This is a genomic window from Luteimonas aquatica (assembly GCF_022662575.1).
Lineage (GTDB): Bacteria > Pseudomonadota > Gammaproteobacteria > Xanthomonadales > Xanthomonadaceae > Luteimonas > Luteimonas aquatica.
This window is the reverse complement of record NZ_JALBFU010000001.1, coordinates 727,732-753,311: the sequence shown is the minus strand read 5'-3', so window position 1 is coordinate 753,311 and position 25,580 is coordinate 727,732. Positions and strand designations below refer to the sequence as shown.

Here is a 25,580-nt window from a genome sequence, read left to right as displayed (position 1 = left end):
TTTCGTCGGATTATCCTGGTTTGACAAGACTTTTCACGGGTGCGATGGTCTAACAATAGGCTTTGAAAATCCTATTCAATCGGCGGACGCGCGGTGCTGCCGCGCAGCATCCGGCGGCAAGTCACCGGCATCGACGGAGCGCCAGGCCATGTACAAGGTCACCATCCAGCCGCAATGGGAGCTGCGCACCGCCGACGGCCGCGAGATGCCGCCCCGGCTGATCGAGCTGCTAGTGGCGGTCCACGCCGCCGGCTCGCTGGCCGCGGCCAGCCGCGCCTGCGGCCTGTCCTACCGCTATGCCTGGGGCCTGCTGCGCGAGGCGCGACGGCTGTTCGGCCTGCCGCTGCTGCGCTCCACGCGCGGACGCGGCGCGCGCCTGACCGCGCTGGGCGAGCGCCTGGTCTGGGCCGACAACCGCATCGCCGCGCGCCTGTCGCCGACGTTGGACAGCCTGGCCACGGAACTGGAGACGGAACTGGAGCGCAGCACCACCGCCGACGCCGCGCCGCTGCGCCTGCACGCCTCGCACGGTTTCGGCGTGGAAACGCTGCGCCGGGCGATGGCCGCGGCGGGGTTGGCGCTGGACCTGAAATACCGCAGCCCGGACGACGCGCTCAGCGCGCTGCGCGCGGGCAGCTGCGACCTGGCCGGCCTGCACCTGCCGATGGGCGAGCTCGAGGGCGAACTGCTGCGGCATTACCTGGACCGCCTCGACCTGGAAGGCGACCGCGTCGTGCACCTGGCGATGCGCCGACAGGGGCTGGTGGTGGCGCCGGGCAACCCCAAGCGCCTGCGCGTGATCAGCGACCTGCTGCGCGACGACGTGCGCTTCATCCACCGCCAGCCCGGTTCCGGCACGCGGCTGCTGCTGGAATGCCTGCTCGCCAGGCAGGGGCTGGCGCTGTCGGCCATCCACGGCTGCGACGTCGAGGAGTTCACCCATGCCGCGGTCGCGGCCTACGTCGCCAGCGGCCTGGCCGACGCCGGCCTCGGGCTGGAGCCGCCGGCGCGCCGCTACGGCCTGGATTTCGTGCCGGTGCTCACCGAGCACTACTTCTTCGTCTGCCGCGAGCGGGCATTGCGCTCGCCGCCCCTGATCGAACTGCTCGGCCTGCTGCGCGATCCCATGTTCCGCCACGAGCTGGGCATGCTGCCCGGCTACGACGCCTCGTACTGCGGCAGCGTGCAGACCCTGCGCGAGGCCTTCGCGAGCCTGCCGGCGGCATGAAAAAGGCCCCTCCTCGCGGAGGGGCCCCGATGGCCGGACGATGGCGCGGCGCTCAGCCGCCGCTGCCGCGCGGCACCACGCGGATTTCCACGCGACGGTTGGGCGCGAGGCAGTCGATCAGCGCCTGCGCCTTCTCGGTCTTGCACTCGACCACCGGCTCGACGCTGCCGCGGCCGACGGCGGTGATCTTCTCGGCCGGAATGCCGCGCTGGACCAGGTAGTCGCGCACCGCGTTGGCGCGGCGCGTGGACAGGGCCAGGTTGGATTTCTGGTTGCCGATGCGGTCGCTGTGGCCGATGACGTGGATCACGTCGAGGTTGTTGCTGGCGAGCGCGCGCGTGGCGAGCGCGTCGAGTTCGCCGCGGCCGCCCTCGCTCAGGTTGGAGAGGTCGGCCTTGCCGAAGGCGAACAGGCCGTCGGCGGACAGCTTCTGCACGTAGGGCAGGGCGAGGGTCTCCTGCTGGGAGGGAGACTTGTCGTTCTTGCGGGTGTTCTTCTGTTGGCTGGAGCAGGCGGACAGCGCGAGCACGAGCGCGCTTGCCGCGACGCAAACGTAGGTGGAGCGGTTCATGAGATTTCCCCCGGAGCGGTTGAGCAAAGACGTTTCTTATGTGGTGCCGATCTTATGTGGTCCGGACGCGTTCCACCGGTGCCGGCGGCCGGGCAGGGCCGTTCAGGCACGACGTCCGGCGGGCAGCTTAGCAAGTCCCCGTTGCGGAATATATCGATGCAATCGCGGTTCGCGTGTGCACGCCGTGTGCAGGCCGCGTGTAGGCACGCCTCAGCGCTGCAGGCCCGCGCGCAGGGACAGCGGCTCGACCGGCGCGCCCGCCACGCGCAGCGAGGTTCCGCGCTCGGCCGCCAGCACGGACAGGGCGTAATGGCGGGCGGGGCCCGCGGCGGCGGGCGCGGACGCGGTGGACAGCACGCTGCCGGCGGCGCGCCCGTCCTCGTCCACCTCGTCGCCGACCGCCGCCGGCGCCGGCGTCTCCAGCAGGGCCAGGTGCCGCTTGGCCTGGCCGAGGAAATGGGTGCGGGCGACGATCTCCTGGCCCGGATAGCAGCCCTTCTTCACGCTGTAGGCGCGCAGCCGGTCGAGCGAGAGCTGCTGCGGGGTCCAGTGCTCGCTCTGCGAGGGCGGCAGGCGCGGCAGGCCGTGGCGCAGGTCGAAGCTGCGCCAGCGCTCGAGGGCCGCCGCGTCGTCCCTGCCGGGTTCGCCGCCGATGCGCAGCGTGCGCGGCTCGTCGCCGGCGCCGAAATCGAGTTCGACGACGCCTCCGGCGACGTCGGCGATGGCATCGCGCGCCGTCGCGGGCGCGCGGAAGGCGCCCGCGACATGCAGGTCCTCGCGCACGGCCAGCACCGCCTTGCGGCGGAAGACGAAGCCGCGCAGCCGGTCGGCGATCGCTTCGGCGTCGGCGTCGGGGAGCAGCAGCCACAGGGTCTCGGCGTCCAGGCGCAACAGCGAGAACAGCGCGATGACCCGGCCCTTGGGCGTCAGCCAGCCGTTCCATTGCCATTGCCGGTCGGCCAGCGCGGCGACGTCGTTCATCGTCTGCGCCTGCGCGTAGGCGATGGCGTCGCGGCCGGTCAGGGCCACGATGTGGTGGTCGGGAAGGCGGAAGAACGCAGCGTCCGGGGCGGCCTGCTTGTCCATAACGGGGCTGGGAATTAAACTTTCGTTCGTGCGAGACCCAGCGATCATAGGCGAAAGCCCTTCCCAGCCGGAGCCGGCGCGGACGGAAAAGCCGAAACAGTCCGTCCCGATGCCGGTGGCGCAGAGGGAGATCGGCGGCCGCGACGGTCCGGATCCCACCCGCTACGGCGATTGGGAGAAGAACGGGCGCTGCATCGACTTCTGAAGCAAAGCCGCATCGAAAAGTCCGCACAGGACGTGCGGGCTCTTGCGGAGGGATCCGCATACAGCCAACGCGGCACGCAGCCGCCCAGCGAAGAGAACCGCGCCGCGATGTCCAACAAACGCCCCCTTTCGCCCTTCATGCTCGGGAGCCATTACCGGTTCCAGATCACGTCGATCATGTCGTTCCTGCACCGGATCACCGGGGTCGGGCTGTGGATCGGCGCGTTCGGCCTGGCCTGGTGGCTGCTGGCGGCGGCGGCGGGCGGCGAGGCCTATGCGCAGGCGGCCGCGTGCCTGGCCTCGCCGCTGGGCAAGTTCCTGCTCTTCGGCTTCTCGCTGTCGCTGGTCTACCACCTGCTCAACGGCATCCGGCACCTGCTCTGGGACATGGGGCTGGGCTTCGAGATTCCCGAGGTCTACCGCTCCGGCTACGCGGTGGCGGCGCTCACCGTGGTGTTCACGGCGCTGATCTGGTTCTTCGCGCTGCGGGGTGGGGCATGAGCGAGCCGACGTCCACTTCGAAACCGGCGCCCGCGCAGCAGGACTTCCGCACGCCGCTGGCGCGCGCGCGCGGGCTGGGCTCGGCCAAGTCCGGCGTGGGCCACTTCTGGTGGCAGCGCGTGACCGCCGTGGTGCTGGCGGTGCTGGTGCCGTGGCTGGTCGGCATCCTGGTCTCGTTCGTCGGCGCCGACCTGGCCAGCGTGCATGCGACCCTGGCCAAGCCCTACAACGCGGTGCTGCTGTCGATCTTCGTGCTGGCGCTGTTCTGGCACGGCAAGCTCGGCATGCAGGTGGTGATCGAGGACTACGTGCACATGCGCGCCTACGAGATCGCCCTGCAGCTGCTGGTCACCTTCCTCTGCGTCTTCGGCGCGCTGGCGTCGCTGTACGCGATCGGCCGCATCGCGCTGCTGGCCTGATTTCCGCCGGCCCGGCTGCGACGACATGCCTGCAACAGCACGATCGCAGCGGCCCGCCCCCCGACCGGCCAGATTCCCATTGGCTTGAACCCGACACGAAGCCGACGATGAGCAACGCCTACAAGCCCGCCACTTATAAAATCACCGAACACAAATACGACATGGTCGTCGTCGGCGCCGGCGGCGCCGGGCTGCGCGCCACCTTCGGCCTGGCGCAGAAGGGCCTGCAGACCGCCTGCATCACCAAGGTGTTCCCCACGCGCTCGCACACCGTGGCGGCGCAGGGCGGCATCTCCGCGGCGCTCGGCAACATGGGCCCGGACGACTGGCGCTACCACTTCTACGACACCATCAAGGGCTCGGACTGGCTGGGCGACCAGGACGCCATCGAGTACATGTGCCGCGAGGCGATCCCGGCGATCATCGAGCTCGAGCACCAGGGCGTGCCGTTCTCGCGCACCGAGGAGGGCAAGATCTACCAGCGCCCGTTCGGCGGCATGACCACCGAGTACGGCAAGGGCATCGCGCAGCGCACCTGCGCCGCCGCCGACCGCACCGGCCACGCCATCCTGCACACGCTCTACCAGCAGTCGCTCAAGCACGACGCGCGCTTCTTCATCGAGTACTTCGCGCTCGACCTGATCATGGACGCCGACGGCGCCTGCCGGGGCGTGCTGGCGCTGGACATGGCCGAGGGCACGCTGCACCTGTTCCGCGCCCACGGCGTGGTGCTGGCCACCGGCGGCTACGGCCGCGCCTACTTCTCGGCGACCTCCGCCCACACCTGCACCGGCGACGGCGGCGGCATGGCGCTGCGCGCCGGCCTGGGCATGCAGGACATGGAGTTCGTGCAGTTCCACCCGACCGGCATCTACGGCGCCGGCTGCCTGATCACCGAGGGCGTGCGCGGCGAGGGCGGCATCCTGCGCAACAGCCAGGGCGAGCGCTTCATGGAGCGCTACGCGCCCAACGCCAAGGACCTGGCCTCGCGCGACGTGGTCAGCCGCTCGATGACGCTGGAGATCCGCGAAGGCCGCGGCGTCGGCGAGCACAAGGACCACATCCATCTCGACCTGACCCACCTGGATCCGAAGGACATCCACGAGAAGCTGCCCGGCATCGCCGAGAGCGCGCGCATCTTCGCCGGCGTGGACGTCACCAAGCAGCCGATCCCGGTGATCCCGACCGTGCACTACAACATGGGCGGCATCCCGACCAACTACCACGGCGAGGTGGTGCAAAAGCGCGGCGACGATCCCGACGCCGTGGTGCCCGGCCTGTACGCCATCGGCGAGGCGGCCTGCGTGTCGGTGCACGGCGCCAACCGCCTGGGCTCGAACTCGCTGCTCGACCTGGTGGTGTTCGGTCGCGCCGTGGCCAACCGCTGCGCCGAGACGATCAAGCCCGACCAGCTGCACAAGTCGCTGCCGAAGGACGCCTGCGACAAGTCGCTGGCCAACCTCGACAGGCTGCGCAACGCCAACGGCGGCACGCCGACCGCGGTGATCCGCGACAGGATGCAGCGCACCATGCAGGCCGACGCCGCGGTGTTCCGCACCGGCGAGACGCTGGCCGACGGCGTGAGGAAGATCCGCGACATCCACGCGTCCTTCGCCGACGTGAAGGTCAGCGACCGCTCGCTGGTCTGGAACTCGGACCTGATCGAGACCTTCGAGCTGCAGAACCTGCTCGGTCAGGCGCTGGCGACGATCGTCTCGGCCGAGAACCGCACCGAGTCGCGCGGCGCGCACGCCCGCGAGGACTTCCCGGACCGCAACGACGTCGACTGGCAGAAGCACACGCTGTGTTGGGTGGGCGACGACGGCAAGACCACCATCGATTACCGCCCGGTGCACATGTACACCCTCGACGACGAGGTCGAGGTGGTTCCGCCGAAGGCGCGCGTCTACTGAATTGAGAAGCCCGCACGGGAATGTGCGGGATCTTGCGGAGGAATCCGCATCTGCCGGGACTGAAAACGTGGCCAAATTCACCCTTCCCAAGAACTCGACGGTCCACAAGGGTCGGCGTTTCTCCGCGCCGGCCGGCGCCAAGCGCATCCGCGAGTTCAAGGTCTACCGCTGGAATCCGGACGACGGCGAGAATCCGCGCACCGACACCTACGAGATCGATCTCGACAAGTGCGGGCCGATGGTCCTGGACGCGCTGATCAAGATCAAGAACGAGATCGATCCGACGCTGACCTTCCGCCGTTCCTGCCGCGAGGGCATCTGCGGCAGCTGCGCGATGAACATCGACGGCACCAACACGCTGGCCTGCACCAAGGCCATCGACGACTGCGGCAAGGGCAAGGGCGAGGTGCCCGTGTACCCGCTGCCGAGCATGAGCGTGGTCAAGGACCTGGTGCCGGACCTGACCCACTTCTACGCCCAGTACGCCTCGATCAAGCCGTGGATCCGCACCCAGAGCGCCCCGCCGCCGGACCGCGAGCGCCTGCAGTCCAAGGAAGACCGCGCCAAGCTCGACGGCCTGTACGAATGCATCCTGTGCGCCTGCTGCAGCACCTCGTGCCCGAGCTACTGGTGGAACGGCGACCGCTACCTCGGCCCGGCGATCCTGCTGCAGGCCTACCGCTGGATCATCGACAGCCGCGACGAGGACGCCGGCGCGCGCCTGGACGACCTGGAGGATCCGTTCAAGCTCTACCGCTGCCACACCATCCTCAACTGCGCCCGCACCTGCCCGAAGGGACTCAATCCCGCCAAGGCGATCGGCCAGATCAAGCAGCTGATGCTGGCGCGGCAGATCTGAGGGCGGCAGGGGCGGCGATCGCGGCCGCCCCGGGGAACGCGACCGATGAGCGACGAAGACGCCGAGCTCAGGCGCCTGCGCTGGCGCAGCCGCCGCGGCATGCGCGAGCTGGACCAACTGCTGAACCGCTGGCTCGACCGCCGCTACGCGCAGGCTTCCGACGCCGAGCGCGGGGTTTTCCTACGGTTGCTGGACTGCGAGGACGATAGGCTGTGGAAATGGTTCCTCGGCCACGAACGTCCCGCAGATGCCGCACTCGACGCGCTCGTCCAATCCATCCGCGCCTTGCCGGTTTGAGTGGCGGCCCTCGCGGGCGCTGGCCGGAGGCCTGTGCGCGTTGACGGCGCTCGCGCCGCTGGCGGTGCTGGCCTCGGAAATGCCGCGCGTCGCCGCCTGGCCGCTGGCGCTGGCGGCCTGCGCATGGGGCGCGTCGCGCGCGCTCGGCGAAATCCGCCGCGCGCCGCGCGAGATCGTGATCGCCCCCGGCGCCTGCACCGTCGACGGCGAGCCGGCGGCGCAGATGGCCGTGTCCTGGCGCGGGCCGCTGGCCTTCCTGCGCTGGCGGGCCGGCGACGGCCGCTGCCGCCGCCTCGCGTTCTGGCCGGATACGCTGCCGGCCGCGCGACGGCGTGAACTGCGGCTGGCCGCATCCGCGGCGGCGGCTGCGCGATCGGGGCCTTCGGTGGCACCATAGCCCCCGGAGCCGAGTTCGGGCCATGGCGCGAATCCGCTTCCTTTCCGTGATTTCCGCGCAGCCGCGACCATGCCGCGTGACGCCCGACCCGGGCCGAAACCGCCATGGCCGGTGAATTGCGCGGGGATGGCGGGAACGGACCGCGCCCTTCGCGGGCCTCTGAGTGACCGCAAGACCCCCAGCAAGATCCCAGCAAGCCCACCCCAGACCGCCGGACTGAATGTTCAAACCCATCCCCGTCGCCATCGGCCTGCGCTACCTGCGCGCCAAGCGCCGCAACGGCTTCATCTCCTTCATCTCGCTGGCCTCGATCCTGGGCATCGCCCTGGGCGTGGCGGCGCTGATCACCACGCTGGCGGTGATGACCGGCTTCCAGCGCGAGATCCGCGATCGCATGCTGCAGATGGTCGCGCACGCCACCATCACCGGCGAGGGCGACGTGATGGAGGACTGGCAGCGCGCCGTAGCCGAGGCCAACGCCGACAAGCGCGTGGCCGGCGCGGCCCCCTACATCGAATCGCAGGCCCTGCTGACCGGGGTGCGCAAGCAGCCGGCGATCATCCGCGGCGTCGACCCGGTGGCCGAGGGCAAGGTCTCGGTGATCGCCGACAAGATGGTGCAGGGCAAGCTGTCCGACCTCACGCCGGGCTCGTTCAACATCGTGCTCGGACGCGAGCTGGCGATGTGGCTGGGTGTGCGCGTCGGCGACAAGGTGGTGGTGCTGACCGACATCCGCGCCACGCCGATGGGCGCGGTGCATCAGCTCAAGCGCTACACCGTCAGCGGCATCTTCGAGGCCGGCTACCAGGACTTCGACAAGGGGCTGGCGGTGATCAACCTGTACGACGCGCAGCGCGTGCTGCGCATGGGCGACGGCGTCACCGGCGTGCGCCTGAAGCTGCACGACATGGACCAGGCCTGGAACGTGGCCGAGGACCTCGCGCAGAAGCTCGTCCACGACATGAAGCGGCCCTACCGGATCACCGACTGGAGCACCGACAACGCCAACATGTTCCGCGCGCTGAAGCTGGAGAAGACCATGATCGCGATCCTGCTGTCGCTGATCATCGCCATGGGCGCGTTCAACCTGGTGTCCTCGCAGGTGATGCTGGTCACCGACAAGCAGGCCGACATCGCCATCCTGCGCACCCTCGGCCTGACCCCGCGCGGGGTGATGCAGGTGTTCATGGTGCAGGGATCGCTGATCGGCGTGATGGGCACGGTGATGGGCGTGATCGGCGGCATCGTGCTGACCCTCAACCTGGAACACATCCTGCGCGGCATCGAGCGCGTGCTCGGCGTGCAGCTGATGCCGGAGGACGTGTACTACATCACCGGCCTGCCGACGCAGCTGGAGGCCAGCGACGTGACCACCATCGCCCTCGTGGCGCTGGCGATGGCCTTCCTGGCCACCATCTATCCGGCCTGGCGCGCGGCGCGCACGGCTCCCGCGGAGGCGCTGCGCTATGAGTGAGCGCATGCGCTTGCCAGACACCGCCTCGCGCATGCGCGAACGCCCGGCCATGGATGGCGGGGCGAGACGACCCGAAGCCGAGTCGTCTCGCCAGGGACGGCAACAAGGAGCATGTCGATGAACGATGAAGTGTTGCGCGCCGAGCAGCTCGGCAAGACCTATGCCGAGGGCAAGCTGCGCACGCCGGTGTTCGACGGTCTCGACTTCCATGTCGGCGCCGGCGAGACCGTGGCCATCCTGGGCGCATCCGGCGCCGGCAAGAGCACGTTGCTGCATCTGCTCGGCGGGCTCGACACGCCGACCGCCGGCGAGGTGTTCGTCGCCGGCCAGCGCATGAACGCACTGTCGGATGCCGCGCGCGGCCAGCTGCGCAACAAGGCGCTCGGCTTCGTCTACCAGTTCCATCACCTGCTGCCGGAGTTCACCGCGCTGGAGAACGCGATGCTGCCTGTGCTGCTGGGCGGCGCCGGCGTCGGCGACGCCTCGCAGCGCGCCCGCGCGCTGCTGGAGGCGGTGGGCCTGGGCCACCGTCTCGAGCACAAGCCCGGCGAGCTGTCCGGCGGCGAGCGCCAGCGCGCCGCGGTGGCGCGTGCCCTGGTCAACAAGCCGGCCTGCGTGCTGGGCGACGAGCCCACCGGCAACCTCGACGAGAAGACCGCCGCGACCGTGTTCGAGCTGATGCTGGAATTGAACCGCGCCCAGCGCACCAGCCTGGTGATGGTCACGCACGACCGGCGCCTGGCGCGGCGCCTGGATCGGGTGCTGGAACTGCACGAGGGCCGATTGCGGGAAGTGGCGCCGGCGCAGGTGTGAGGGCGGCAGGCCGGCGCGCGGACGACGCCGGCGCCGCCGCAGTCGTTTCAGGCATGCCTTGTCGAACCAGGCGATGCCTTGCCGGGAGGTGGGAAACGTGGCGCTCAAGCGGATGGACAACGTGGGAATCGTCGTCGAGGACCTCGACGCGGCGATCGATTTCTTTCGCGAACTCGGCCTCGAGCTCGAAGGGCGGGGCAACGTCGAGGGGGAATGGGCCGGGCGCGTCACCGGACTGGGCGACCAGCATGTCGAGATCGCCATGATGCGCACGCCGGACGGCCACGGCCGGCTCGAGCTCTCCCGCTTCCTCGCGCCGCCCGTCGTCGCCGATCACCGCAACGCCCCGGTCAACGCCCTGGGCTATCTGCGCGTGATGTTCGCCGTGGACGACATCGACGACACGCTGGAAAGGCTCCGCGCGCGCGGCGCGCGACTCGTGGGCGAAGTGGTCGAGTACCGGGACGTGTACCGGCTGTGCTACCTCCGGGGGCCGGAAGGGCTGCTCGTCGGGCTGGCCCAGGAACTGGGCTGAGCGCAAGACTGCGGGCATTCGCTCCGCCGGATCCGCCAGATCCACCGCTGGCGCTACGTCTCCGCGCTCACTCCGGTCTTCCCAGCACCACATCCACCGGCGCCTTCGCCGGCAGCGCGACGCGCACCGGCTCCGAGTCGACATCGCCGGGCTGGCGCATGGCCTGGCCGCTCTCGGACAGGCGCGCGAAGACCTCCACTTCCTTCAGCGCGGACAGCTTCTGCGTCGGCATCGGGCTGTCGCCGTCGTCCAGGACCACGGTCAGCGGCAGGTCCTGGAGGCGATGCTTCTCCACCGCCACCGGCATCGGCGGTCCGCCGGGCACGCGCGCGATCACGAACACGCTGGTGTCGCCGCGCAGGCGCACGCGCGCGGCGAAGTCCGCATCGAGCGCGACCTTCACGGTGAGGCCGGCCGGGGCGGCATCGGCCGCGGCCGCCGGCAACGGCGACAGTCCGGCCTCCTTGCGCGCGGCGTCGATCTGCACGCGCAGCGTGGCCACGGCGGCCTGGTCGGTGACCTGGGTGAGCAGCGGTTCCCAGGTCGTGGCGGCCTCGGCGGCGCGTCCGTTCTGGCGGTGCCAGGTGCCGAGGAACCAGCGCGCGTGCTGGTTGGCCGGCTGCAGCTCCAGCGCGCGCTTGAGCATCGCCACCGTCTCGGCGTCGAAGGATTTGCGCGGGTCGGCCATCAGCCGCGACTGCGCGGCTTCCACCAGCAGGTCGGGTTCGTCGGGCATCAGCTTCAGCGCGCGCGCGTAGGCGCGGCGGGCGTCGGCGGGACGCTCGAGCATGGCGTAGCTGCGCGCCAGCAGCACCCAGCCGTCGGCGCGCTCGGGATTGCGGGCGAGGGCGGCTTCCAGCTGCGCCACCGCTTCCTGCGGCGTCTGCGGCGCCGCCGTGGGCACCTCGAGCGCCGCGGGCATGCCGACCAGGCGGTAGAGCGCGAAGGTCGTCAGTCCGAGCGCGAGCACGATGCCGAGCAACAGCGCGCGCTGCCGCCTTCCGGCCGCGCCGCGCCACAGCGGCCACAGCACGGCGCCCAGCACCAGCAGAGCGAGCCCGGCGGCGATGGCGGCGAACAGCGGCATCGAGGTCACCATTCCTGTTCGTCCTCGGCGGCGTGGGCGCCGGCGGCCGCGGCCCCACCGTGCGCGCGGCGCCGCACGATGCGGTACACCACCGCCGCTCCGGCCAGCAACAGCAGGCCGGGCCCGAACCACAGCAGCCAGGTGGCCGGCTCGACATCGGGCTTGTAGAGCACGAATTCGCCGTAGCGCTCGACCAGGTAATCCTTGATCTGCGCGTCGCTCCGGCCCTCGCGCATCAGCTTGAGCACTTCGCGGCGCAGGTCGTGGGCGATCGGCGCGTTGGAATCGGCCAGCGACTGGTTCTGGCACATCACGCAGCGCAGCTCCAGCGCGAGCGCGTGCAGGCGCTGCTCCTCGGCGGCGTCGCGGAACTGCAGCGGCGTCGGATCGCCGGCCGATTGCGCCCAGGCGGGCGCCGCGCACAGCGCCGCCAGGGCGAGCAGCAGCGCCATCGCCATGCGCGCCAGGCCCTGCGTGCGCCGGCGCATGCTCAACGCTCGGCCTTCTCGAGCGCGGGGATCAGCTGCTCGCGGATGATCCGCTCGTCCAGCGCGCCGACGTGCTTCCAGCGCACGATGCCCTTGCCGTCCACCAGGAAGGTTTCCGGCGCGCCGTAGATGCCCCAGTCCAGCGCGGCGCGGCCGTCGTAGTCGGTGAGCACCAGCATGAAGGGGTTGCCGAACTGCTCCAGCCATTTCAGCGCATCGGCGTGCTCGTCCTTGAGGTTGTAGCCGATCACGCGCACGCGCTTGGTCAGCGCGAAATCGCTGAGCACCGGATGCTCCACGCGGCACTCCGGGCACCAGCTGCCCCAGACGTTGAGCACGTAGGGCGCGCCGAGCAGCTCGCGCTTGCTCACCAGGCGCCCGGGTTCGTGCAGCACCGGCAGGGCGAAATCCGGCGCGGGCTTGCCGATCAGCGGCGAGGGCAGGGCGTCGCGGTCGGCGCGCCCGGATTCGCGCACGCCGTACAGCAGCAGGCCGACCAGGGCGGCGAAGCACAGCACGCCGATCGCCAGCGCGGCGGCGGACGGTCCCTTGCGGGGCGGGGCGGTCTGGTTCATGCGTGCTCCTGTCGTGCACGTTCCTGCGCCGGGGTTCCGGGCGCTTTTGCGGGACGGAAGCGCCGGTCGGCGGCGACCACGAAGGCGCCCAGCGCCATCAGCGCGGCGCCGATCCAGATCCAGCGCACGAAGGGCTTGATGTGCACGCGCACCGCCCAGGGGCCGGCGGCGCCCCGGACCTTGTCGAGCGGCTCGCCCAGGGCCACGTACACGTCGGCGAACACGCCGGGCCGGATGCCGGCCTCGGTCATCACCTGGCCGCCGCTGGCATAGGCGCGCTTCTCCGGCTCCAGCGTGGCCAGCGGACGGCCGTTGCGCGAGATCTGCACGCGTCCGCGATCGGCGACATAGTTCGGTCCCTGGGTTTCCTCCACGCCTTCGAAGCGGAAGGTGTAGCGCCCCAGTTCCACCGATTGTCCGGGCTCGAGCGCGAGCTCGCGCTGCAGGTTCTGCGCTTCCACCAGCAGCGCGCCGACCAGGAACACCGCGATGCCGCCGTGGGCGAGGACCATGCCGAGCATTTCCGGCGTGAAGCGGCGTCCCCTGGAGGGCGAGCGTGCCGGCGCGAGGCGCGTCCAGACGAAGCGCGCGGTGCCCAGCAGCACCCAGGCGGAGCCGGCGATGCCGGCCGCGGTCTTCCACGGTCCCTGCGGCGCGAGGAAGAAGGCGACGGCGCCGAGCACGAGCGCCAGGATCGCCCACGGCGCCAGCAGCGCCAGCGGCCGCGAGGGCTGCTCGCGCTGCCAGCGCGTGATCGGGCCGAACGGCAGCAGCAGCACCAGCGGCGTCATCAGCAGCAGGAACAGCAGGCCGAAGTAGGGCGGGCCCACCGAGATCTTGCCCAGCTCCAGCGCGTCGGCCAGCAGCGGATAGAGCGTGCCGAGCAGGACCATGCCGCAGGCCGAGGTGAGCAGGGCGTTGTTGGCCAGCAGCAGCGTCTCGCGCGAGCTGGCGGCGAAATAGCGGGCCGGGTCATTGGCCGCCGCCCCGTCCTCGAAGCGCGGGGCGCGCAGCGCGTACAGCAGCAGCGAGCCGCCGATCACGATGGCCAGGAAGATCAGGATGAACAGCCCGCGCGAGGGATCGGCGGCGAAGGCGTGCACGCTGGTGAGCACGCCCGAGCGCACCAGGAAGGTGCCCAGCAGCGACAGCGAGAACGCGGCGATCGCCAGCAGCACGGTCCAGCCGCGGAAGCTGCCGCGCTTCTCGGTGGCCGCCTGCGAATGCAGCAGTGCCGCGCCGGCCAGCCAGGGCATGAAGCTGGCGTTCTCCACCGGATCCCAGAACCACCAGCCGCCCCAGCCCAGCTCGTAGTAGGCCCACCACGAGCCCAGCGCGATGCCGCAGGTGAGGAAGCCCCAGGCGACGTTGGTCCACGGCCGCGTCCAGCGCAGCCAGCGCGCGTCCAGTCGGCCGTCGAGCAGCGCCGCCACGGCGAAGGCGAACGGCACCACGAAGCCGACGTAGCCCAGGTACAGCATCGGCGGATGGATGATCATCCCCGGGTCCTGCAGCAGCGGATTGAGGTCGCGGCCTTCCCCGGCCGCCGGCAGCAGCCGTTCGAAGGGATTGGAGGTGAAGATCAGGAAGGACAGGAAGCCGATGCTGATCAGCCCCATCACGCCGATCACGCGCGCGACCACGGCCTGCGGCAGCTGCCGCGAGAACTCGGCCACGGCGGCGGTCCACAGCGCCAGGATCAGCGCCCACAGCAGCTGCGAGCCCTCGTGCGCGCCCCACACCGCGGTGTAGCGGTAGACCAGCGGCAGCAGCGAATTCGAATTCTCGGCGACGTAGCGCACCGAGAAGTCCTGCATCACGAAGGACACGGTGAGGATCGCGAACGCCGCCAGCACCAGCGCCAGCTGCGCGTACGCGGCCGGACGCGCCACCGCCATCCACGCCGCGTTGCCGCGCTGCGCGCCGGCCAGCGGGAACAGCGCCTGCAGCAGCGCGACCAGCAGCGCCAGGATCAGCGCGATCTGTCCGAGCTCGGGCAGCACCTACTGCGCTTCCGGCGGCGTGGGCACGCCATGCTTCTGGTGCGCCAGGCCCATCTTGTCGGCGACTTCCTTCGGCACGTAGGTCTCGTCGTGCTTGGCCAGCACCTGCTCGGCGACGAACACGCCGCCCTGCATGCGCCCGGTGGCGACCACCGCCTGCTTCTCGGCGAACAGGTCGGGGAGGATGCCGGTGTAGACGACCGGCAGCTGCGCGTCGCCGTCGGTGACGAGGAAATGCGCCTCCATCGAGCCTTCGGCGCGCCGGAAGGAATCGGCCGCGACCATGCCGCCGAGGCGGAACTTGGCCGCGCCCGAGGACACGCTTTCGCCGGCCTTGCCGCCGAGCACTTCGGCCGGGGTGTAGAGATAGGCGACGTTGCGCTGCAGCGCGAACACCACCAGCGTGGTGGCGAGCGCGGCGGCGGCGACCGCGCCCAGGATCAGCCACAGGCGGCGGCGACGGGTCGGGCTGTTGGTCAGTGTTTTCATCGGGTCAGCTCCCCGTTGTCGGACGGCGCGGCCCTGGCGGCGTCGCGGCGCGCGGCCAGCAGGCGCGCGGCGCGCAGCTGCCGGCGGATCTGCAGGCGCGGCGCCAGCCAGTCCCAGGCCATGACCGCGACGAAGACCAGATAGGCGGCGACCACGTAGTGGAGGTAGCTCATTGCCTCGCTCCGCGCGCGGCCGCCTGCCTGGCCACCCAGTCCTTGCCGGCCTCGCGCCGCAGGTTGTCCGCGCGCGCGCGCGCCAGCAGCGAGCCGACGAACCAGATGTGCGTGCCGACGACCATCGCCACCAAGGGCGGCAGCATGCTCGCGTCCATCTTCGAGCCGCCGGTGAGGCTGATCGTCTGCCCCTGGTGCAGCGAATTCCACCACACCACCGAGTAGCGGATGATCGGCAGCAGCACCACGCCGACGATCGCCAGCAGGCCGGCGGCGCGCGCGGCGGCGCGGCGGTCGTCGATGGCGTGGTAGAGGCCGATGATGCCGAGGTAGAGGAAGAGCAGGATCAGCTCGGAGGTCAGGCGCGGGTCCCAATCCCACCAGGTGCCCCACATCGGCCGGCCCCAGATCGAGCCGGTGGCCAGCGTGATCAGGGTGAAGCCGGCGCCGATCGGCGCGCAGGCCATCGCCAGGATCTCGCACAGCTTGATCCGCCAGATCAGCGCGATCGCGGCGTACAGCGCCATCAGGCCGTACACGGCCAGGCTCATCCACGCGCTCGGCACGTGGATGTAGAGGATGCGGAAGCTGTCGCCCTGGCGGTAGTCGGTGGGCACCACGAACAGGCCCTGCCAGATGCCCCACAGCATCACGGCCAGCCCCAGCCCGTAGCCCCAGGGCGCCCAGCGCGCTGCGAAGCGGTCGAAATAGGGCGGGGAGCCGAGTTGGTGGAACCAACGTACGACGGGAGTCATGCTTGATAGAGGACGGCGGCTGCGGGCGTTCGGTTCGGGCGACTGGCGGGGACGGCCGCTTCCGGGCAGGGATCAGGAGCCGATCGGCGCGATCGAGTCGAAACACCTGTACGTACCGCGACAATGCGTGGCGCAGGATACCAGCCCGGCGGATGGCCGAGAATCGCCGGGGCCGCCGGGGCGGGCCGGCGGCCGCTCGCGCGGCGCTCCCGTCGCCGGCCTCAGGGCTTGAGCGTGAGCGTGCCCTTCATCAGCGCCGAGTGGCCCGGGAAGCTGCAGAAGAACGAATACGGTCCGGCGCCGAGCTTGGAGACCGGGAAGCTGACGGTGGTGCTTTCGCCGCCGCCGACCACCTTGCTGTGGGCGATCACGCGCATGTCGTCGGCCTTGATGTAGTCGCTGGGCAGGCCGGCCTTGATGCCGTCGGTGTCGATGCCGGCGATGTCGGAGGTCAGCGCGACCACGACGTTGTGGCCCATCACCGTCTTGGCCAGCTTGCCGGTGTGCTTGAGGTTGATGGTGAAGGTCTTGCAGCTCTTGCTGACGTCGATGTTGGTCAGGTTGTACTTCATCGCGTCGGTGCCCTCCAGATCCACCGAGCAGCTGGCGGCGGCGAAGGCGGAAGGGGCCAGCGCGGACAGCGCTGCGGCGAGGAGGAGTTTGCGGATCATGCTGGGTAGCCTCGTGAGTGGACGGGACCGGCACCTGGCTCGGCGTCGTGCGCGAAAGGTAATATCAATTACGCTTTGTGTCGACCGGGCCAGGCAATCGCAACGCACCATATCAGCCGGCCGCGGGTTCGGCCGGGATGGCGGGGACGGCAGTCACGCTCAACTCAGCGCGATCCGGATCGCCGCGGCCGCGGCCAGCGGGGCCAGCACCAGTGCCGCCGCCAGCCCGGCGCCGAGCAGCAGCAGGGCCCCGGTCACGTCCAGGCCCTGGGCGCTGGCGGCCACGCTGCCGGCGCCGAACACCAGCACCGGCACGTACAGCGGCAGGGCCAGCAGGGCGACCAGGATCCCCGAGCGGCGCATGCCCACGGTCAGCGCCGCCACCACCGCGCCGAGCAGGCTCAGCACCGGCGTGCCCAGGGCCAGCGAGGCCATCAGCACCGGCAACTGCGCGTGCGGCAGATGCAGCAGCTCGGCCAGCAGCGGCGCGGCGACCAGCAGCGGCAGCGCGGTGGTCGCCCAGTGGATCAGGGTGCGCACCAGCACCAGCCAGCCCAGCGGCACCGGCGCCAGCATCCACTGTTCCAGCGAGCCGTCCTCGGCGTCGCCGCGGAACAGCGTGTCCAGCGCCAGCAGTCCGGAGAGCAGCGCCGCCACCCAGAGCACGCCGGGCGCGGCCGTCGCGAGCAGCCGCGTCTCGCCGCCGAGGCCGAGCGCGAACAGCACGATCACCAGCAGGGCGAACAGCGCCGGCTGCAGGGCGTCGCCGCGCCGGCGCCAGAGCAGGCGCAGGTCGCGCACGATCAGGGCCCGGGCCGAGGCGAGCAGGCCGGGGGAGGCGAAGGACGCATCGATCTCGTGCGCGCTCATCCCGGGCGTGCTCATCGAGGATGTCCGATGCCGTCCATGGCGCGGGATGGGCTGGCCTGCGGAGGGTCGGCTGCGCGAGTGCTCTCGCTCTCACCCTCGCCCAGCACCAGCATCCGCGTCCTCACCGGCGGCGCGGCATACGCGCCGTGCGTGGTCACCAGCGCCGCGCCGCCCTCGCGCAGGTGCGCCTGCACCATGCGGTTGACCAGCTCGATGCCGTCCAGGTCGAGGTTGGCGTAGGGCTCGTCGAGCAGCCACAGCGGCGCCGGCGCCAGCCACAGCCGCGCCAGCGACAGGCGTTTCTTCTGGCCGGCGGAGAGCTGCCGCGCCAGCGCATCCTCGTAGCCGGCCAGGCCGACCGTCGCCATCGCGCGCTCCAGCGACATGCCCGAGCGCCGCCCGTGCAGTCCGCACAGGAACTGCAGGTTCTCCAGCGCGCTGAGGTCGGCCTTCAGCGCCGGCAGGTGTCCCAGGTAGGCGACGGTGGCCGCGCGCACGGCCGCCGTCGCCGGCTGCCCGCGCAGGGCGATCTCCCCGGCATCGCCGCGCAGCAGGCCGGCGAGCACGCGCAGCAGGGTGGTCTTGCCGGCGCCGTTGTCGCCGCGCACCAGCAGCGCCTCGCCGGCCTCGACCGAGAAGCTCAGCGGCCCGAACACCGGCAGTTCGTTGCGCGCGAAGCGCAGCCCGCGCACGGCAAGCAGCGGCGGCGGTGGGGAAACGGTGGCGGACATCAGAGCTCGGGCATCGGGCGGGCGGTCGGCGGACGCGTCATCTTAGCCAGTCGACCCAGGCCTCGCTTTCCAGTCCCGGCGCAGGCGCCGCGTCCACGCGCAGCCGCGCCAGGGCGCCGCGCGTCCACCAGACGCCGGCCAGCTGGCCGAAGCGCCGCAGCAGGGCGTCGAACTCGGCCACCGGCCAGTCCATCGCGATCCAGCCCGGTTCGCGCCAGGTGCGGTTGCCGGCCGAGGCGTAGGAGGGGCAGAACGGCGTGCCGTTGCCGAGCAGCCGTGCCTGCAGGGCTTCGTCGGCGGCGCGGTTGGCCGCTTCGGCGCGCTGCACCGAATGCGGGTTCCACGCCGAGATCGCGCCGAACCGTTCCGATCGCGGGTAGCAGCGTTCCAGTTCCGGCACGGCTTGGCCGACCGCGAAGGCATGCCATCGCCCGTCGTGGCGCCAGTAATACCTGGCGGCGGCATAGGCGCGCACCAGGGCGGGAACGGGAGGCGTCGCCGATGGCGTGGAAGGCGTCGTCATCGGCAAGGTTTAACCGATCATCCCGCATCCGTAAACTGCCGGTTCCCCACCGCGATGCCCATCGGACCGCCCCATGCCTGAGACGAAACTGCCCAAGGTCGGCACCACGATCTTCACCGTGATGTCGCAGTTGGCTGCCGAACACGGCGCCGTCAACCTGGGGCAGGGGTTCCCGGACTTTTCGGTGCCGCCGCGCCTGGTGGAAGAGCTCGACCGCGCCATGCGCGCCGGCCACAACCAGTACGCGCCGATGACCGGCATCCCGGCGCTGCGCCAGGCGATCGCCGCCAAGACCGAACGCGTCTACGGCCACCGTCCGGACGCGGACGCCGAGATCACCGTCACCAGCGGCGCCACCGAGGCCATCTTCAACGCCGTGCATGCCGTGGTGCGCGCCGGGGAGGACGTGATCGTGCTCGATCCGGCCTACGACAGCTACGAGCCGGCCATCGACCTGGCCGGCGCGCGCGCGGTGCACGTGCCGCTGGATCCGCGCAGCTTCGCTCCCGACTGGCAGCGCGTGCGCGAGGCGATCACGCCGAAGACACGGCTGCTGATCATCAACAGCCCGCACAACCCCTCGGGGGCGATGCTCACCGCCGAGGACATGGCCGCCGTGGCCGAAATGCTGCGCGGCACCGGCATCTTCCTGCTCTCCGACGAGGTGTACGAGCACATCGTCTTCGACGGCGCGCGCCACGAGTCCGCGCTGCGCTACCCGGAGCTGCGCGAGCGCGCCTTCGTCGTCTCCAGTTTCGGCAAGACCTACCACTGCACCGGCTGGAAGCTCGGCTACTGCATCGCGCCGCCGGCGCTGTCGGCGGAGTTCCGCAAGGTGCACCAGTACAACGTGTTCTGCACCTTCGCCCCGGCGCAGCACGCCTTCGCCGCGATGCTGGAGGCCGAGCCCGAGCACTACGAGCGACTCGGCGCCTTCTACCAGGCCAAGCGCGACCGCTTCCGCGAGCAGCTGCTCACCACGCGGCTGCAGCCGCTGCCGGTGCCGGGCGGCTATTTCCAGCTGGTCGACTACTCGGCGGTGAGCGACCTCGACGACCTGGCCTTCTGCCGCTGGCTGACCACCGAAAAGGGCGTCGCCGCGATCCCGCTGTCGCCGTTCTACGAGGCTCCCCCGGCCGGCCAGCGCCTGGCGCGGCTGTGCTTCGCCAAGAACGAGGCCACGCTGGACGCGGCCATCGAGCGGCTGCAGAAGCTGTAGTCCGCATTTCCTCCATGAGGCCCGCATGACGCCCGATCCCGGAACCCCCATGAACGATCTCCGCGTGTCCCTGGTGCAGGGCGCGACCCGCTGGCACGATCCGGCCGGCAACCGCGACTACTACGGCGAGCTGATCGCGCCCCTGCGCGGCACCACCGACCTGGTGCTGCTGCCGGAAACCTTCACCAGCGGCTTCTCCAACGAGGCCATCGACAAGGCCGAGACCATGGACGGCCCGACGGTGGCCTGGATCATGGAGCAGGCCCGGCGGCTCGACGCCGCGGTCGCCGGCAGCGTGCAGTTGCGCGCCGAGGACGGCGCCGGCGCTTCGAAGGTCTTCAACCGCCTGCTCTGGGCCACGCCGGACGGCGGCCTGCGGCATTACGACAAGCGGCACCTGTTCCGCTACGCGAAGGAGCACGAGCGCTACGCCGCCGGCCGCGAGCGCCTGGTGGTGGAGTGGAAGGGCTGGCGCATCAATCCGCTGGTCTGCTACGACCTGCGCTTCCCGGTGTTCGCGCGCAACCGTTTCGACGTCGAGCGCGAGGGCGGCATGGATTTCGACCTGCAGTTCTACGTCGCCAACTGGCCCTCGGCCCGCGCCTATCCCTGGAAGACCCTGCTGCGCGCCCGCGCCATCGAGAACCTGTGCTACGTGGCGGGCCTGAACCGCGTCGGCACCGACGGCAACGGACTGCACTACTCGGGCGACAGCGCGGTGATCGATTTCCTCGGCCATCCGGTGAGCGAGTGCACGGACGAGGAAGTGGTGACCACCACGACCTTGCAGGCCGCCGAACTCGCCGCGCACCGCGCGCGCTTTCCCGCCATGCTGGACGGCGACCGCTTCCGGATCGACTGACCGGCGCGGCGCGCAGGACGGACGCGGCGCGTCCGGGCCTTCAGCCGGGGCGGTTGCCCCGGCGGTGGAAATACACCTGCTCGGCGGCCCAGCGCAGCGGCGCCGAATGCAGCAGCAGGTCGAAGGGCCAGTCCATCTGGAAGCGATCAAAGGCCCAGCGCAGCAGGCGCTTGCTGCGGAAATGCGGCGCGGCCTGGATCGCCGCGCGTTCGGGCGGCGGGCCACGGCCCCCGACGTGCGCGGCCACCGCCTCGCCCACCGCCCAGCCGTGGCGCCAGGCGGAATGGATGCCGCCGGCGGTGACCGGCGAGACGATGCCGGCGGCGTCGCCGGTGAGGATCACGCCGGGCGCGGACAGCGGCGCCACCGCGCCGCCGCAGGGGATCAGGCCCGCGCGCGTCGCGCTCGGCCGCAGTCCGCCGTGCAGGCCGAGGCCTTCGCCCACCTCGGCGAGCAGTCCGTCGATGTCGGGCAGGCCGGTGCGCATGGGGCGGTGGCGGAACGCCAGGCCGAACTGCACGCCGGTCGGATTCTGCGCCGCCCAGCCGATGTAGCCGGGCGCGTAGCGCTTGCTGATGAAGCAGTGCAGCGCGTCGGGCTCGCGCAGCCGCGCGCCGGCGAATTCGTATTCGATGCCGTAGAGGAAATCGCGCACGTGGCCGAGTCCGGCGCGCATGGCCACGCGCGACTTCGCGCCGTCGGCGCCGACCAGCCAGCGCGTGCGTCCCAGGCCGTCGACCCGCCAGCCGGCGCCGGACGCGGAGGACACCGGCGCCGCGTCGGTGAAGGACTGCATCAGCCGCACCTCGACGCCGGCCTGGCGCATCCGCTCCGTCAACCAGCGCATGACGTTGGGCGTGTCGGTGGTCAGGAAATAATAATCGGGCGCCTGCAGCGACAGGCGGCGCAGGCTGGGCGCGTACAGCTGCACGCGCTCGACGCGATGCACCAGCACGGCGGGAATCTCCGAAAGCAGCGTCCGCTCGGCGGCTTCCTTCACCAGGATGCCGGTGGTGTGCAGTTTCAGGCCGGGATCGCGCTTGCGCTCGATCACGCACACGCGCAGGCCGCCGCGCCGCGCCGCGAGCGCGCAGGCCGCGCCCGCGAAACTGGCGCCGACCACGACCAGATCCCATTGCCAGGCATCGCTGGAAGACATGCGTTCATGCTCGGTTCGCCGATCCATGCGCGCATGCTCGCGCGCCGCCGCGTGGCGGGGATGGCGCTTGTGTGAAGCGAGGGCGAAGTCCGCGCCCGGGCGCGGTTAACCGGCCTGTCACCGCGGATTAAGTCCGCGCGCGTAGCATCGGGAGCGTCGCCGGATCATTGCCGGATCGAGATTGCCGGCACGGTCATCGGCGCAGTCCCCATCCCCGCCGGGAGAATGCGATGAGCCAGATCGCCGAACGCGTGCATACCGATCCGCGCATGGTCGCGCTGCTGGAGGAGCGCGCCTTCTCGCTGAAGGACGAGGCCTTGGTCGAGATGGTCCTCGAGGACGGCCGCTGCATTCGCGGCGTCGTGGTGGCGCTGCCCACGATCCAGGTCTTCCACGATGCGCAGGGCAACGAAGGCCACAACGCCCTGGTGCGCCTGGACGATGCCAACGATCCGCGCCGGGAGCATTACGTGTGGCTGGACAGCGTGGTGTCGATCACCCAGGTCGGCACCGCCTGATGCGGCCGCCGCGGTCGGCGCGACCGGTCAGGCCTTGGCCGGCGCCGGCAGGATCTGGTTGGTCGACTGGCAGATCGCCACCACCTTGCCGTCGGCCAGGCGCGCTTCCGCGGCGAGATGAAGCGTGTTTCGCGTGCGTTCGACCACGCGCGCGGTGCACACCAGGACGGCTTGCGCGGCGCCGACCGGGCGCAGGTATTGCGTGTTGAGCGCGCTGGTCGCGCTGGGCGGGGCGACCAGGAACGACAGCGGGCCCAGCGTGTTGTCCAGCGCGGCGACGATGAAGCCGCCCTGCATGTTGCCGAGCGGATTGCGGTAGCGGGGCAGGACCGGGAAGCGCACGGTCAGGCTGGCGTTCTCGACGTATTCGAGCAGCTCGCCCTGCATGTCGAGAATGCAGGGCGGGGGAATCATGTCGCGCACGCCTTCCGGCGCCAGCGCCTGCAGGCGCGCGGTGATCGCGGCGTCGCCCGCGAGCGTCACGGCGTGCGGGCCGGGCCGTTGCGCCGATCGGCGATGCGCCGATCAGCGGACATCAGCGGTTGCCGCCGTGATGGCCGCCGCCGCCGCCGCGCGGACCGCGATTGCCGCCGCCGCCCGGGCGCGGGCCCCGGCCCTGCGGACGGTTGCCGCCGGCCGGACGCGGGCCGCCGCCGGGACGATTGCCGCCCGGGCGTGCGCCGCCGGGCTTCGGGCCGCGCGGACGATCGTAGGGATTGAAGCCGCCGGGCGTGGCGTGATCGGACGGGAAGACCGGCGCGTTGCCCGGGTGCCCGTAGGGCCGCGCGGCGCGCGCGGGCTTGCCGGCCGCCTGGCCGCCGAAGCCGCCGGGCTGGTTGCCGCCCGGGCGCGGCCCGCCCGGCTTTTTGCCGAACGGCTTCTTCTGGCCGCGCGGGCCGGCGTTGCGGTGTCCGGTGGGGCCGGTGTCCACGCCCTCGGGCACGTACCAGGTGCGGAACGCGGCCGGATTGCCGTCCGGCAGCGGCTGCGGACCTTTCTGCTTGCGCTGCTTGAACGGCTTCTGCGACTGCTTGGCGGCGGCTTCGCCGCTCACCGTGAGCCCGCCGTGCGGCTTCTTGTTGCCGCGGCGGCCGCGATCCTCGCGCACGTGGTCGAAGCGGCGCAGCTCGCGGCCCTCGTCGGCGGTGTTGTGGCCGTTGACGTAGGCCTTGCCGCGGCTTTCGCCGGAGACGTGCACGGTCGACTTGGCGGCCTTGCGCTGGCCGATCACCGGCTGCAGCGTCAGCGCCGGCGGCGGGCCTTCCTCGAGTTTCAGCTCGCGGCGCAGCGCCTCGACCTGCGCGTCGGGCAGTTCCTGCGACTGGCCGCGCAGCAGCGGCTGCGGCAGCGACACCGAGCCGTAGCGGATGCGCTTGAGCCGGCTGACCTGGCAGCCCTGCGATTCCCACAGGCGGCGCACCTCGCGGTTGCGGCCTTCCTTGAGCAGCACGCGGAACCAGTCGTGCGAGTCGGTGCCGCCGATGCGTTCGATCTCGTCGAACTTGGCCGGGCCGTCCTCGAGCGCGACGCCGCGGGCCAGGCGGTCGACGATCTTGTCCGACACGTTCTCCTCGCCCTCGGGGGCGCGCACGCGGCACACGTACTCGCGCTCGACCTCGAAGGAGGGATGCATCATCGCGTTGGCCAGCTCGCCGTCGGTGGTGAGCAGCAGCAGGCCGGTGGTGTTGATGTCGAGGCGACCGATGGCGATCCAGCGGGCGCCCTTGAGCGCGGGCAGCGACTCGAAGATGGTCGGGCGGCCTTCCGGGTCCTCGCGCGTGGTGACTTCGCCTTCCGGCTTGTTGTAGATCAGCACGCGCGCCGGGTCGGTGAGGGCGCTGGCGACGAAGACCTTGCCGTCGAGCTCGACGCGGTCGCCGCCGCGGATGCTCATGCCGGTCTGCGCGACCTCCCCGTTGACCTTGACCAGGCCGTCGGCGATGCGCTGCTCGAGCGCGCGCCGCGAGCCGAGTCCGGCTTGCGCGAGCACCTTGTGCAGGCGCTCTTCCAGGCGCGGCGCTTCGACCGCAGGGGTGGTTTCGGTGCCGCGCTTGAGCGAAAGCTTGCGGCTGGGGGTGTCACTCATGTCGTACTCCGGGAGCTGTCGCCGTCGTCGGCGAGGGCGTGTTCGTCTGTTTCATGTTCGTTGGGTTCGGAATCCTCGGCGAGGGCGTCTTCGTCCTCGGTCGAGGGATCGGTGTGCTGGTGGCCGTCGTCGTCGCCGGCGGGATTGTCGCCATCGGCCGCCGTCTCGTCGGCATCGTCGTGATCGGCAGGTTCGGATTCGTGCGCGTCTTCGGATGCGAGGCCATCCTCGTCGCGAATCCACGTGTCGGTGTCGGTATCGGCTTCGGGATCAGTTTCGGCGTCGGCCTGCACGTCGGCACCCTCGTCGAGCGCGACATCCCCGACCGGCATCGCCTCGCCCGGGGCGGCGCCCTTGCCGTCGAAGGAGAACTGCGGATCGAGTTCGCCGAAATCCTTCAGCTCCGACAGCGGCGGCAGCTCGTCCAGGCGCTTGAGGCCGAAGTAGTCGAGGAAGGTCTTGGTGGTGCCGAGCAGTTCGGGGCGGCCCGGGATGTCGCGGTGTCCGACCACGCGGATCCACTCGCGCTCCTCCAGCGCCTTGATGATGTTGCTGTTGGTGGCCACGCCGCGCACCTGCTCGATCTCGCCGCGGGTGATCGGCTGGCGGTAGGCGATCAGCGCCAGCGTTTCCAGCGTGGCGCGCGTGTACTTGGTCTGGCGCTCGTTCCACAGCCGCGCCACCCAGGCGTGCACGTCGGCCTTGACCTGGAAGCGCCAGCCGGAGGCCAGCTCGACCAGTTCCACGCCGCGGCCGGCGCATTCGGCCTGCAGGGCTTCCAGCGCCTGCGCCACGGCGCCGTCGGGCGCCTGTTCGTCGAGCGGAAGCTCGCCCTGGGTGAGCAGTGCCTGCAGCTGCGCCAGCGTCAACGGCTGGTTGGCCGCGAGCAGGGCGGCTTCGACGATGCGTTTGATGAGGTCTTGATCCATGGATATGTTCGTAACAGTTCCTGTACTAGCTCTATTGCCCGCCGGGGCGGGAATCCACTGCCATTTCTTCTGCTGCCTGCCACGGCGCGCCATCATTGGCTTCCGGAAGGCCTGCCCGGCCCTCAGGGGCGTCGACGACGCCCCT

General features: G+C 70.9%; 31 protein-coding genes. 14 read left to right on the top strand and 17 right to left on the bottom strand.

Annotated elements, in window-relative coordinates; genetic code table 11:
- Positions 1-148 precede the first annotated feature (148 nt).
- Positions 149-1,228: a substrate-binding domain-containing protein gene (locus MD221_RS03490; protein WP_242107842.1), complete on the top strand. Its 1,080-nt coding sequence runs from the start codon at positions 149-151 to the stop codon at positions 1,226-1,228.
- Between the two features lie 52 nt (positions 1,229-1,280).
- Here MD221_RS03490 and MD221_RS03485 read toward each other — a convergent pair whose 3' ends face one another.
- The gene (locus tag MD221_RS03485) at positions 1,281-1,799 is read right to left on the bottom strand and encodes an OmpA family protein (protein ID WP_242107841.1); all 519 of its coding nucleotides are present in this window, start codon (positions 1,797-1,799) and stop codon (positions 1,281-1,283) included.
- 210 nt (positions 1,800-2,009) lie between these two features.
- A complete protein-coding gene (ygfZ, locus tag MD221_RS03480) occupies positions 2,010-2,885 on the bottom strand; it encodes a CAF17-like 4Fe-4S cluster assembly/insertion protein YgfZ (RefSeq protein ID WP_242107840.1) in 876 nt (291 codons plus the stop codon).
- Here ygfZ and MD221_RS17490 point away from each other — a divergent pair.
- The 10 genes from MD221_RS17490 (at position 2,803) to MD221_RS03430 (ending at position 10,297) form a co-directional block, all read left to right on the top strand.
- Positions 2,803-3,090 (top strand): DUF1674 domain-containing protein, encoded by a 288-nt coding sequence (locus MD221_RS17490; RefSeq protein WP_339328407.1) that lies wholly within the window; start codon positions 2,803-2,805, stop codon positions 3,088-3,090. The two genes, ygfZ and MD221_RS17490, sit on opposite strands and share 83 nt — an antisense overlap.
- Positions 3,091-3,197: 107 nt before the next feature.
- On the top strand, positions 3,198-3,590 hold the full coding sequence (gene sdhC, locus MD221_RS03470; RefSeq protein ID WP_242107838.1) for a succinate dehydrogenase, cytochrome b556 subunit: 393 nt from the start codon (positions 3,198-3,200) through the stop codon (positions 3,588-3,590).
- Complete coding sequence (gene sdhD, locus MD221_RS03465) at positions 3,587-4,009, top strand: succinate dehydrogenase, hydrophobic membrane anchor protein (RefSeq protein WP_242107836.1); 423 nt, start codon at positions 3,587-3,589, stop codon at positions 4,007-4,009. Before sdhC ends, sdhD begins: the two co-directional genes overlap by 4 nt.
- 107 nt (positions 4,010-4,116) lie before the next feature.
- A complete protein-coding gene (gene sdhA, locus MD221_RS03460; RefSeq protein WP_242107835.1) occupies positions 4,117-5,922 on the top strand; it encodes a succinate dehydrogenase flavoprotein subunit in 1,806 nt (601 codons plus the stop codon).
- A 67-nt stretch (positions 5,923-5,989) separates the two neighbouring features.
- On the top strand, positions 5,990-6,781 hold the full coding sequence (locus MD221_RS03455; protein WP_242107834.1) for a succinate dehydrogenase iron-sulfur subunit: 792 nt from the start codon (positions 5,990-5,992) through the stop codon (positions 6,779-6,781).
- Positions 6,782-6,826: 45 nt separating this feature from the next.
- Positions 6,827-7,078, top strand: coding sequence for an FAD assembly factor SdhE (locus MD221_RS03450; protein ID WP_242107833.1), 252 nt, complete (start codon positions 6,827-6,829; stop codon positions 7,076-7,078).
- A 40-nt stretch (positions 7,079-7,118) separates the two neighbouring features.
- Positions 7,119-7,475, top strand: coding sequence for a hypothetical protein (locus tag MD221_RS03445; protein ID WP_242107832.1), 357 nt, complete (start codon positions 7,119-7,121; stop codon positions 7,473-7,475).
- 220 nt (positions 7,476-7,695) lie between these two features.
- Positions 7,696-8,949, top strand: coding sequence for a lipoprotein-releasing ABC transporter permease subunit (locus MD221_RS03440; RefSeq protein ID WP_242107831.1), 1,254 nt, complete (start codon positions 7,696-7,698; stop codon positions 8,947-8,949).
- 117 nt (positions 8,950-9,066) lie between these two features.
- Positions 9,067-9,762 carry a lipoprotein-releasing ABC transporter ATP-binding protein LolD gene (gene lolD, locus MD221_RS03435; RefSeq protein WP_425602192.1) on the top strand — a complete coding sequence of 232 codons (696 nt, stop codon included), beginning with the start codon at positions 9,067-9,069 and terminating at the stop codon, positions 9,760-9,762.
- A 97-nt stretch (positions 9,763-9,859) separates the two neighbouring features.
- A complete protein-coding gene (locus tag MD221_RS03430; protein WP_242107829.1) occupies positions 9,860-10,297 on the top strand; it encodes a VOC family protein in 438 nt (145 codons plus the stop codon).
- Between the two features lie 67 nt (positions 10,298-10,364).
- On the opposite strand, the gene MD221_RS03425 is transcribed toward MD221_RS03430, so the two are convergent.
- From MD221_RS03425 to MD221_RS03375, 11 genes are all read right to left on the bottom strand, one after another.
- The gene (locus tag MD221_RS03425; protein WP_425602212.1) at positions 10,365-11,384 is read right to left on the bottom strand and encodes a tetratricopeptide repeat protein; all 1,020 of its coding nucleotides are present in this window, start codon (positions 11,382-11,384) and stop codon (positions 10,365-10,367) included.
- Between the two features lie 5 nt (positions 11,385-11,389).
- Positions 11,390-11,842, bottom strand: a complete 453-nt coding sequence (locus MD221_RS03420; RefSeq protein WP_425602211.1) for a cytochrome c-type biogenesis protein — start codon at positions 11,840-11,842, stop codon at positions 11,390-11,392.
- 32 nt (positions 11,843-11,874) lie between these two features.
- Positions 11,875-12,447 carry a DsbE family thiol:disulfide interchange protein gene (locus MD221_RS03415; RefSeq protein WP_242107825.1) on the bottom strand — a complete coding sequence of 191 codons (573 nt, stop codon included), beginning with the start codon at positions 12,445-12,447 and terminating at the stop codon, positions 11,875-11,877.
- Positions 12,444-14,450: a heme lyase CcmF/NrfE family subunit gene (locus tag MD221_RS03410; protein ID WP_242107823.1), complete on the bottom strand. Its 2,007-nt coding sequence runs from the start codon at positions 14,448-14,450 to the stop codon at positions 12,444-12,446. The genes MD221_RS03415 and MD221_RS03410 overlap by 4 nt, the downstream gene beginning before the upstream one ends.
- On the bottom strand, positions 14,451-14,939 hold the full coding sequence (gene ccmE, locus MD221_RS03405; protein ID WP_242107821.1) for a cytochrome c maturation protein CcmE: 489 nt from the start codon (positions 14,937-14,939) through the stop codon (positions 14,451-14,453).
- Entirely contained in the window at positions 14,936-15,112 is a 177-nt protein-coding gene (ccmD, locus tag MD221_RS03400) for a heme exporter protein CcmD (protein ID WP_242107820.1), read from the bottom strand. The genes ccmE and ccmD overlap by 4 nt, the downstream gene beginning before the upstream one ends.
- Positions 15,109-15,867 carry a heme ABC transporter permease CcmC gene (gene ccmC, locus MD221_RS03395; RefSeq protein WP_242107818.1) on the bottom strand — a complete coding sequence of 253 codons (759 nt, stop codon included), beginning with the start codon at positions 15,865-15,867 and terminating at the stop codon, positions 15,109-15,111. The genes ccmD and ccmC overlap by 4 nt, the downstream gene beginning before the upstream one ends.
- A gap of 221 nt (positions 15,868-16,088) precedes the next feature.
- A complete protein-coding gene (gene azu, locus MD221_RS03390) occupies positions 16,089-16,538 on the bottom strand; it encodes an azurin (protein ID WP_242107816.1) in 450 nt (149 codons plus the stop codon).
- Positions 16,539-16,697: 159 nt separating this feature from the next.
- The gene (ccmB, locus tag MD221_RS03385; protein ID WP_242108575.1) at positions 16,698-17,408 is read right to left on the bottom strand and encodes a heme exporter protein CcmB; all 711 of its coding nucleotides are present in this window, start codon (positions 17,406-17,408) and stop codon (positions 16,698-16,700) included.
- A gap of 11 nt (positions 17,409-17,419) precedes the next feature.
- On the bottom strand, positions 17,420-18,139 hold the full coding sequence (gene ccmA / locus MD221_RS03380) for a heme ABC exporter ATP-binding protein CcmA (protein WP_242107815.1): 720 nt from the start codon (positions 18,137-18,139) through the stop codon (positions 17,420-17,422).
- Positions 18,140-18,176: 37 nt separating this feature from the next.
- Entirely contained in the window at positions 18,177-18,662 is a 486-nt protein-coding gene (locus MD221_RS03375; protein WP_242107814.1) for a DUF3293 domain-containing protein, read from the bottom strand.
- A gap of 73 nt (positions 18,663-18,735) precedes the next feature.
- Between MD221_RS03375 and MD221_RS03370 the strand changes: the two genes are divergently transcribed.
- Positions 18,736-19,881, top strand: coding sequence for a pyridoxal phosphate-dependent aminotransferase (locus tag MD221_RS03370; protein WP_242107813.1), 1,146 nt, complete (start codon positions 18,736-18,738; stop codon positions 19,879-19,881).
- A 49-nt stretch (positions 19,882-19,930) separates the two neighbouring features.
- Positions 19,931-20,743, top strand: coding sequence for an amidohydrolase (locus MD221_RS03365; RefSeq protein WP_242107812.1), 813 nt, complete (start codon positions 19,931-19,933; stop codon positions 20,741-20,743).
- A 40-nt stretch (positions 20,744-20,783) separates the two neighbouring features.
- On the opposite strand, the gene MD221_RS03360 is transcribed toward MD221_RS03365, so the two are convergent.
- Positions 20,784-21,902 (bottom strand): NAD(P)/FAD-dependent oxidoreductase, encoded by a 1,119-nt coding sequence (locus MD221_RS03360; protein ID WP_242107811.1) that lies wholly within the window; start codon positions 21,900-21,902, stop codon positions 20,784-20,786.
- 230 nt (positions 21,903-22,132) lie between these two features.
- Between MD221_RS03360 and MD221_RS03355 the strand changes: the two genes are divergently transcribed.
- On the top strand, positions 22,133-22,420 hold the full coding sequence (locus MD221_RS03355; protein ID WP_242107810.1) for a DUF3247 family protein: 288 nt from the start codon (positions 22,133-22,135) through the stop codon (positions 22,418-22,420).
- A gap of 27 nt (positions 22,421-22,447) precedes the next feature.
- Here MD221_RS03355 and MD221_RS03350 read toward each other — a convergent pair whose 3' ends face one another.
- The 3 genes from MD221_RS03350 to scpB are packed head-to-tail and all read right to left on the bottom strand — an operon-like array spanning position 22,448 to position 25,435.
- Positions 22,448-22,903, bottom strand: a complete 456-nt coding sequence (locus tag MD221_RS03350; protein WP_242107809.1) for a PaaI family thioesterase — start codon at positions 22,901-22,903, stop codon at positions 22,448-22,450.
- Between the two features lie 52 nt (positions 22,904-22,955).
- On the bottom strand, positions 22,956-24,506 hold the full coding sequence (locus MD221_RS03345; protein ID WP_242107807.1) for a pseudouridine synthase: 1,551 nt from the start codon (positions 24,504-24,506) through the stop codon (positions 22,956-22,958).
- Entirely contained in the window at positions 24,503-25,435 is a 933-nt protein-coding gene (scpB, locus tag MD221_RS03340) for an SMC-Scp complex subunit ScpB (RefSeq protein WP_425602191.1), read from the bottom strand. The genes MD221_RS03345 and scpB overlap by 4 nt, the downstream gene beginning before the upstream one ends.
- Positions 25,436-25,580: the final 145 nt, after the last annotated feature.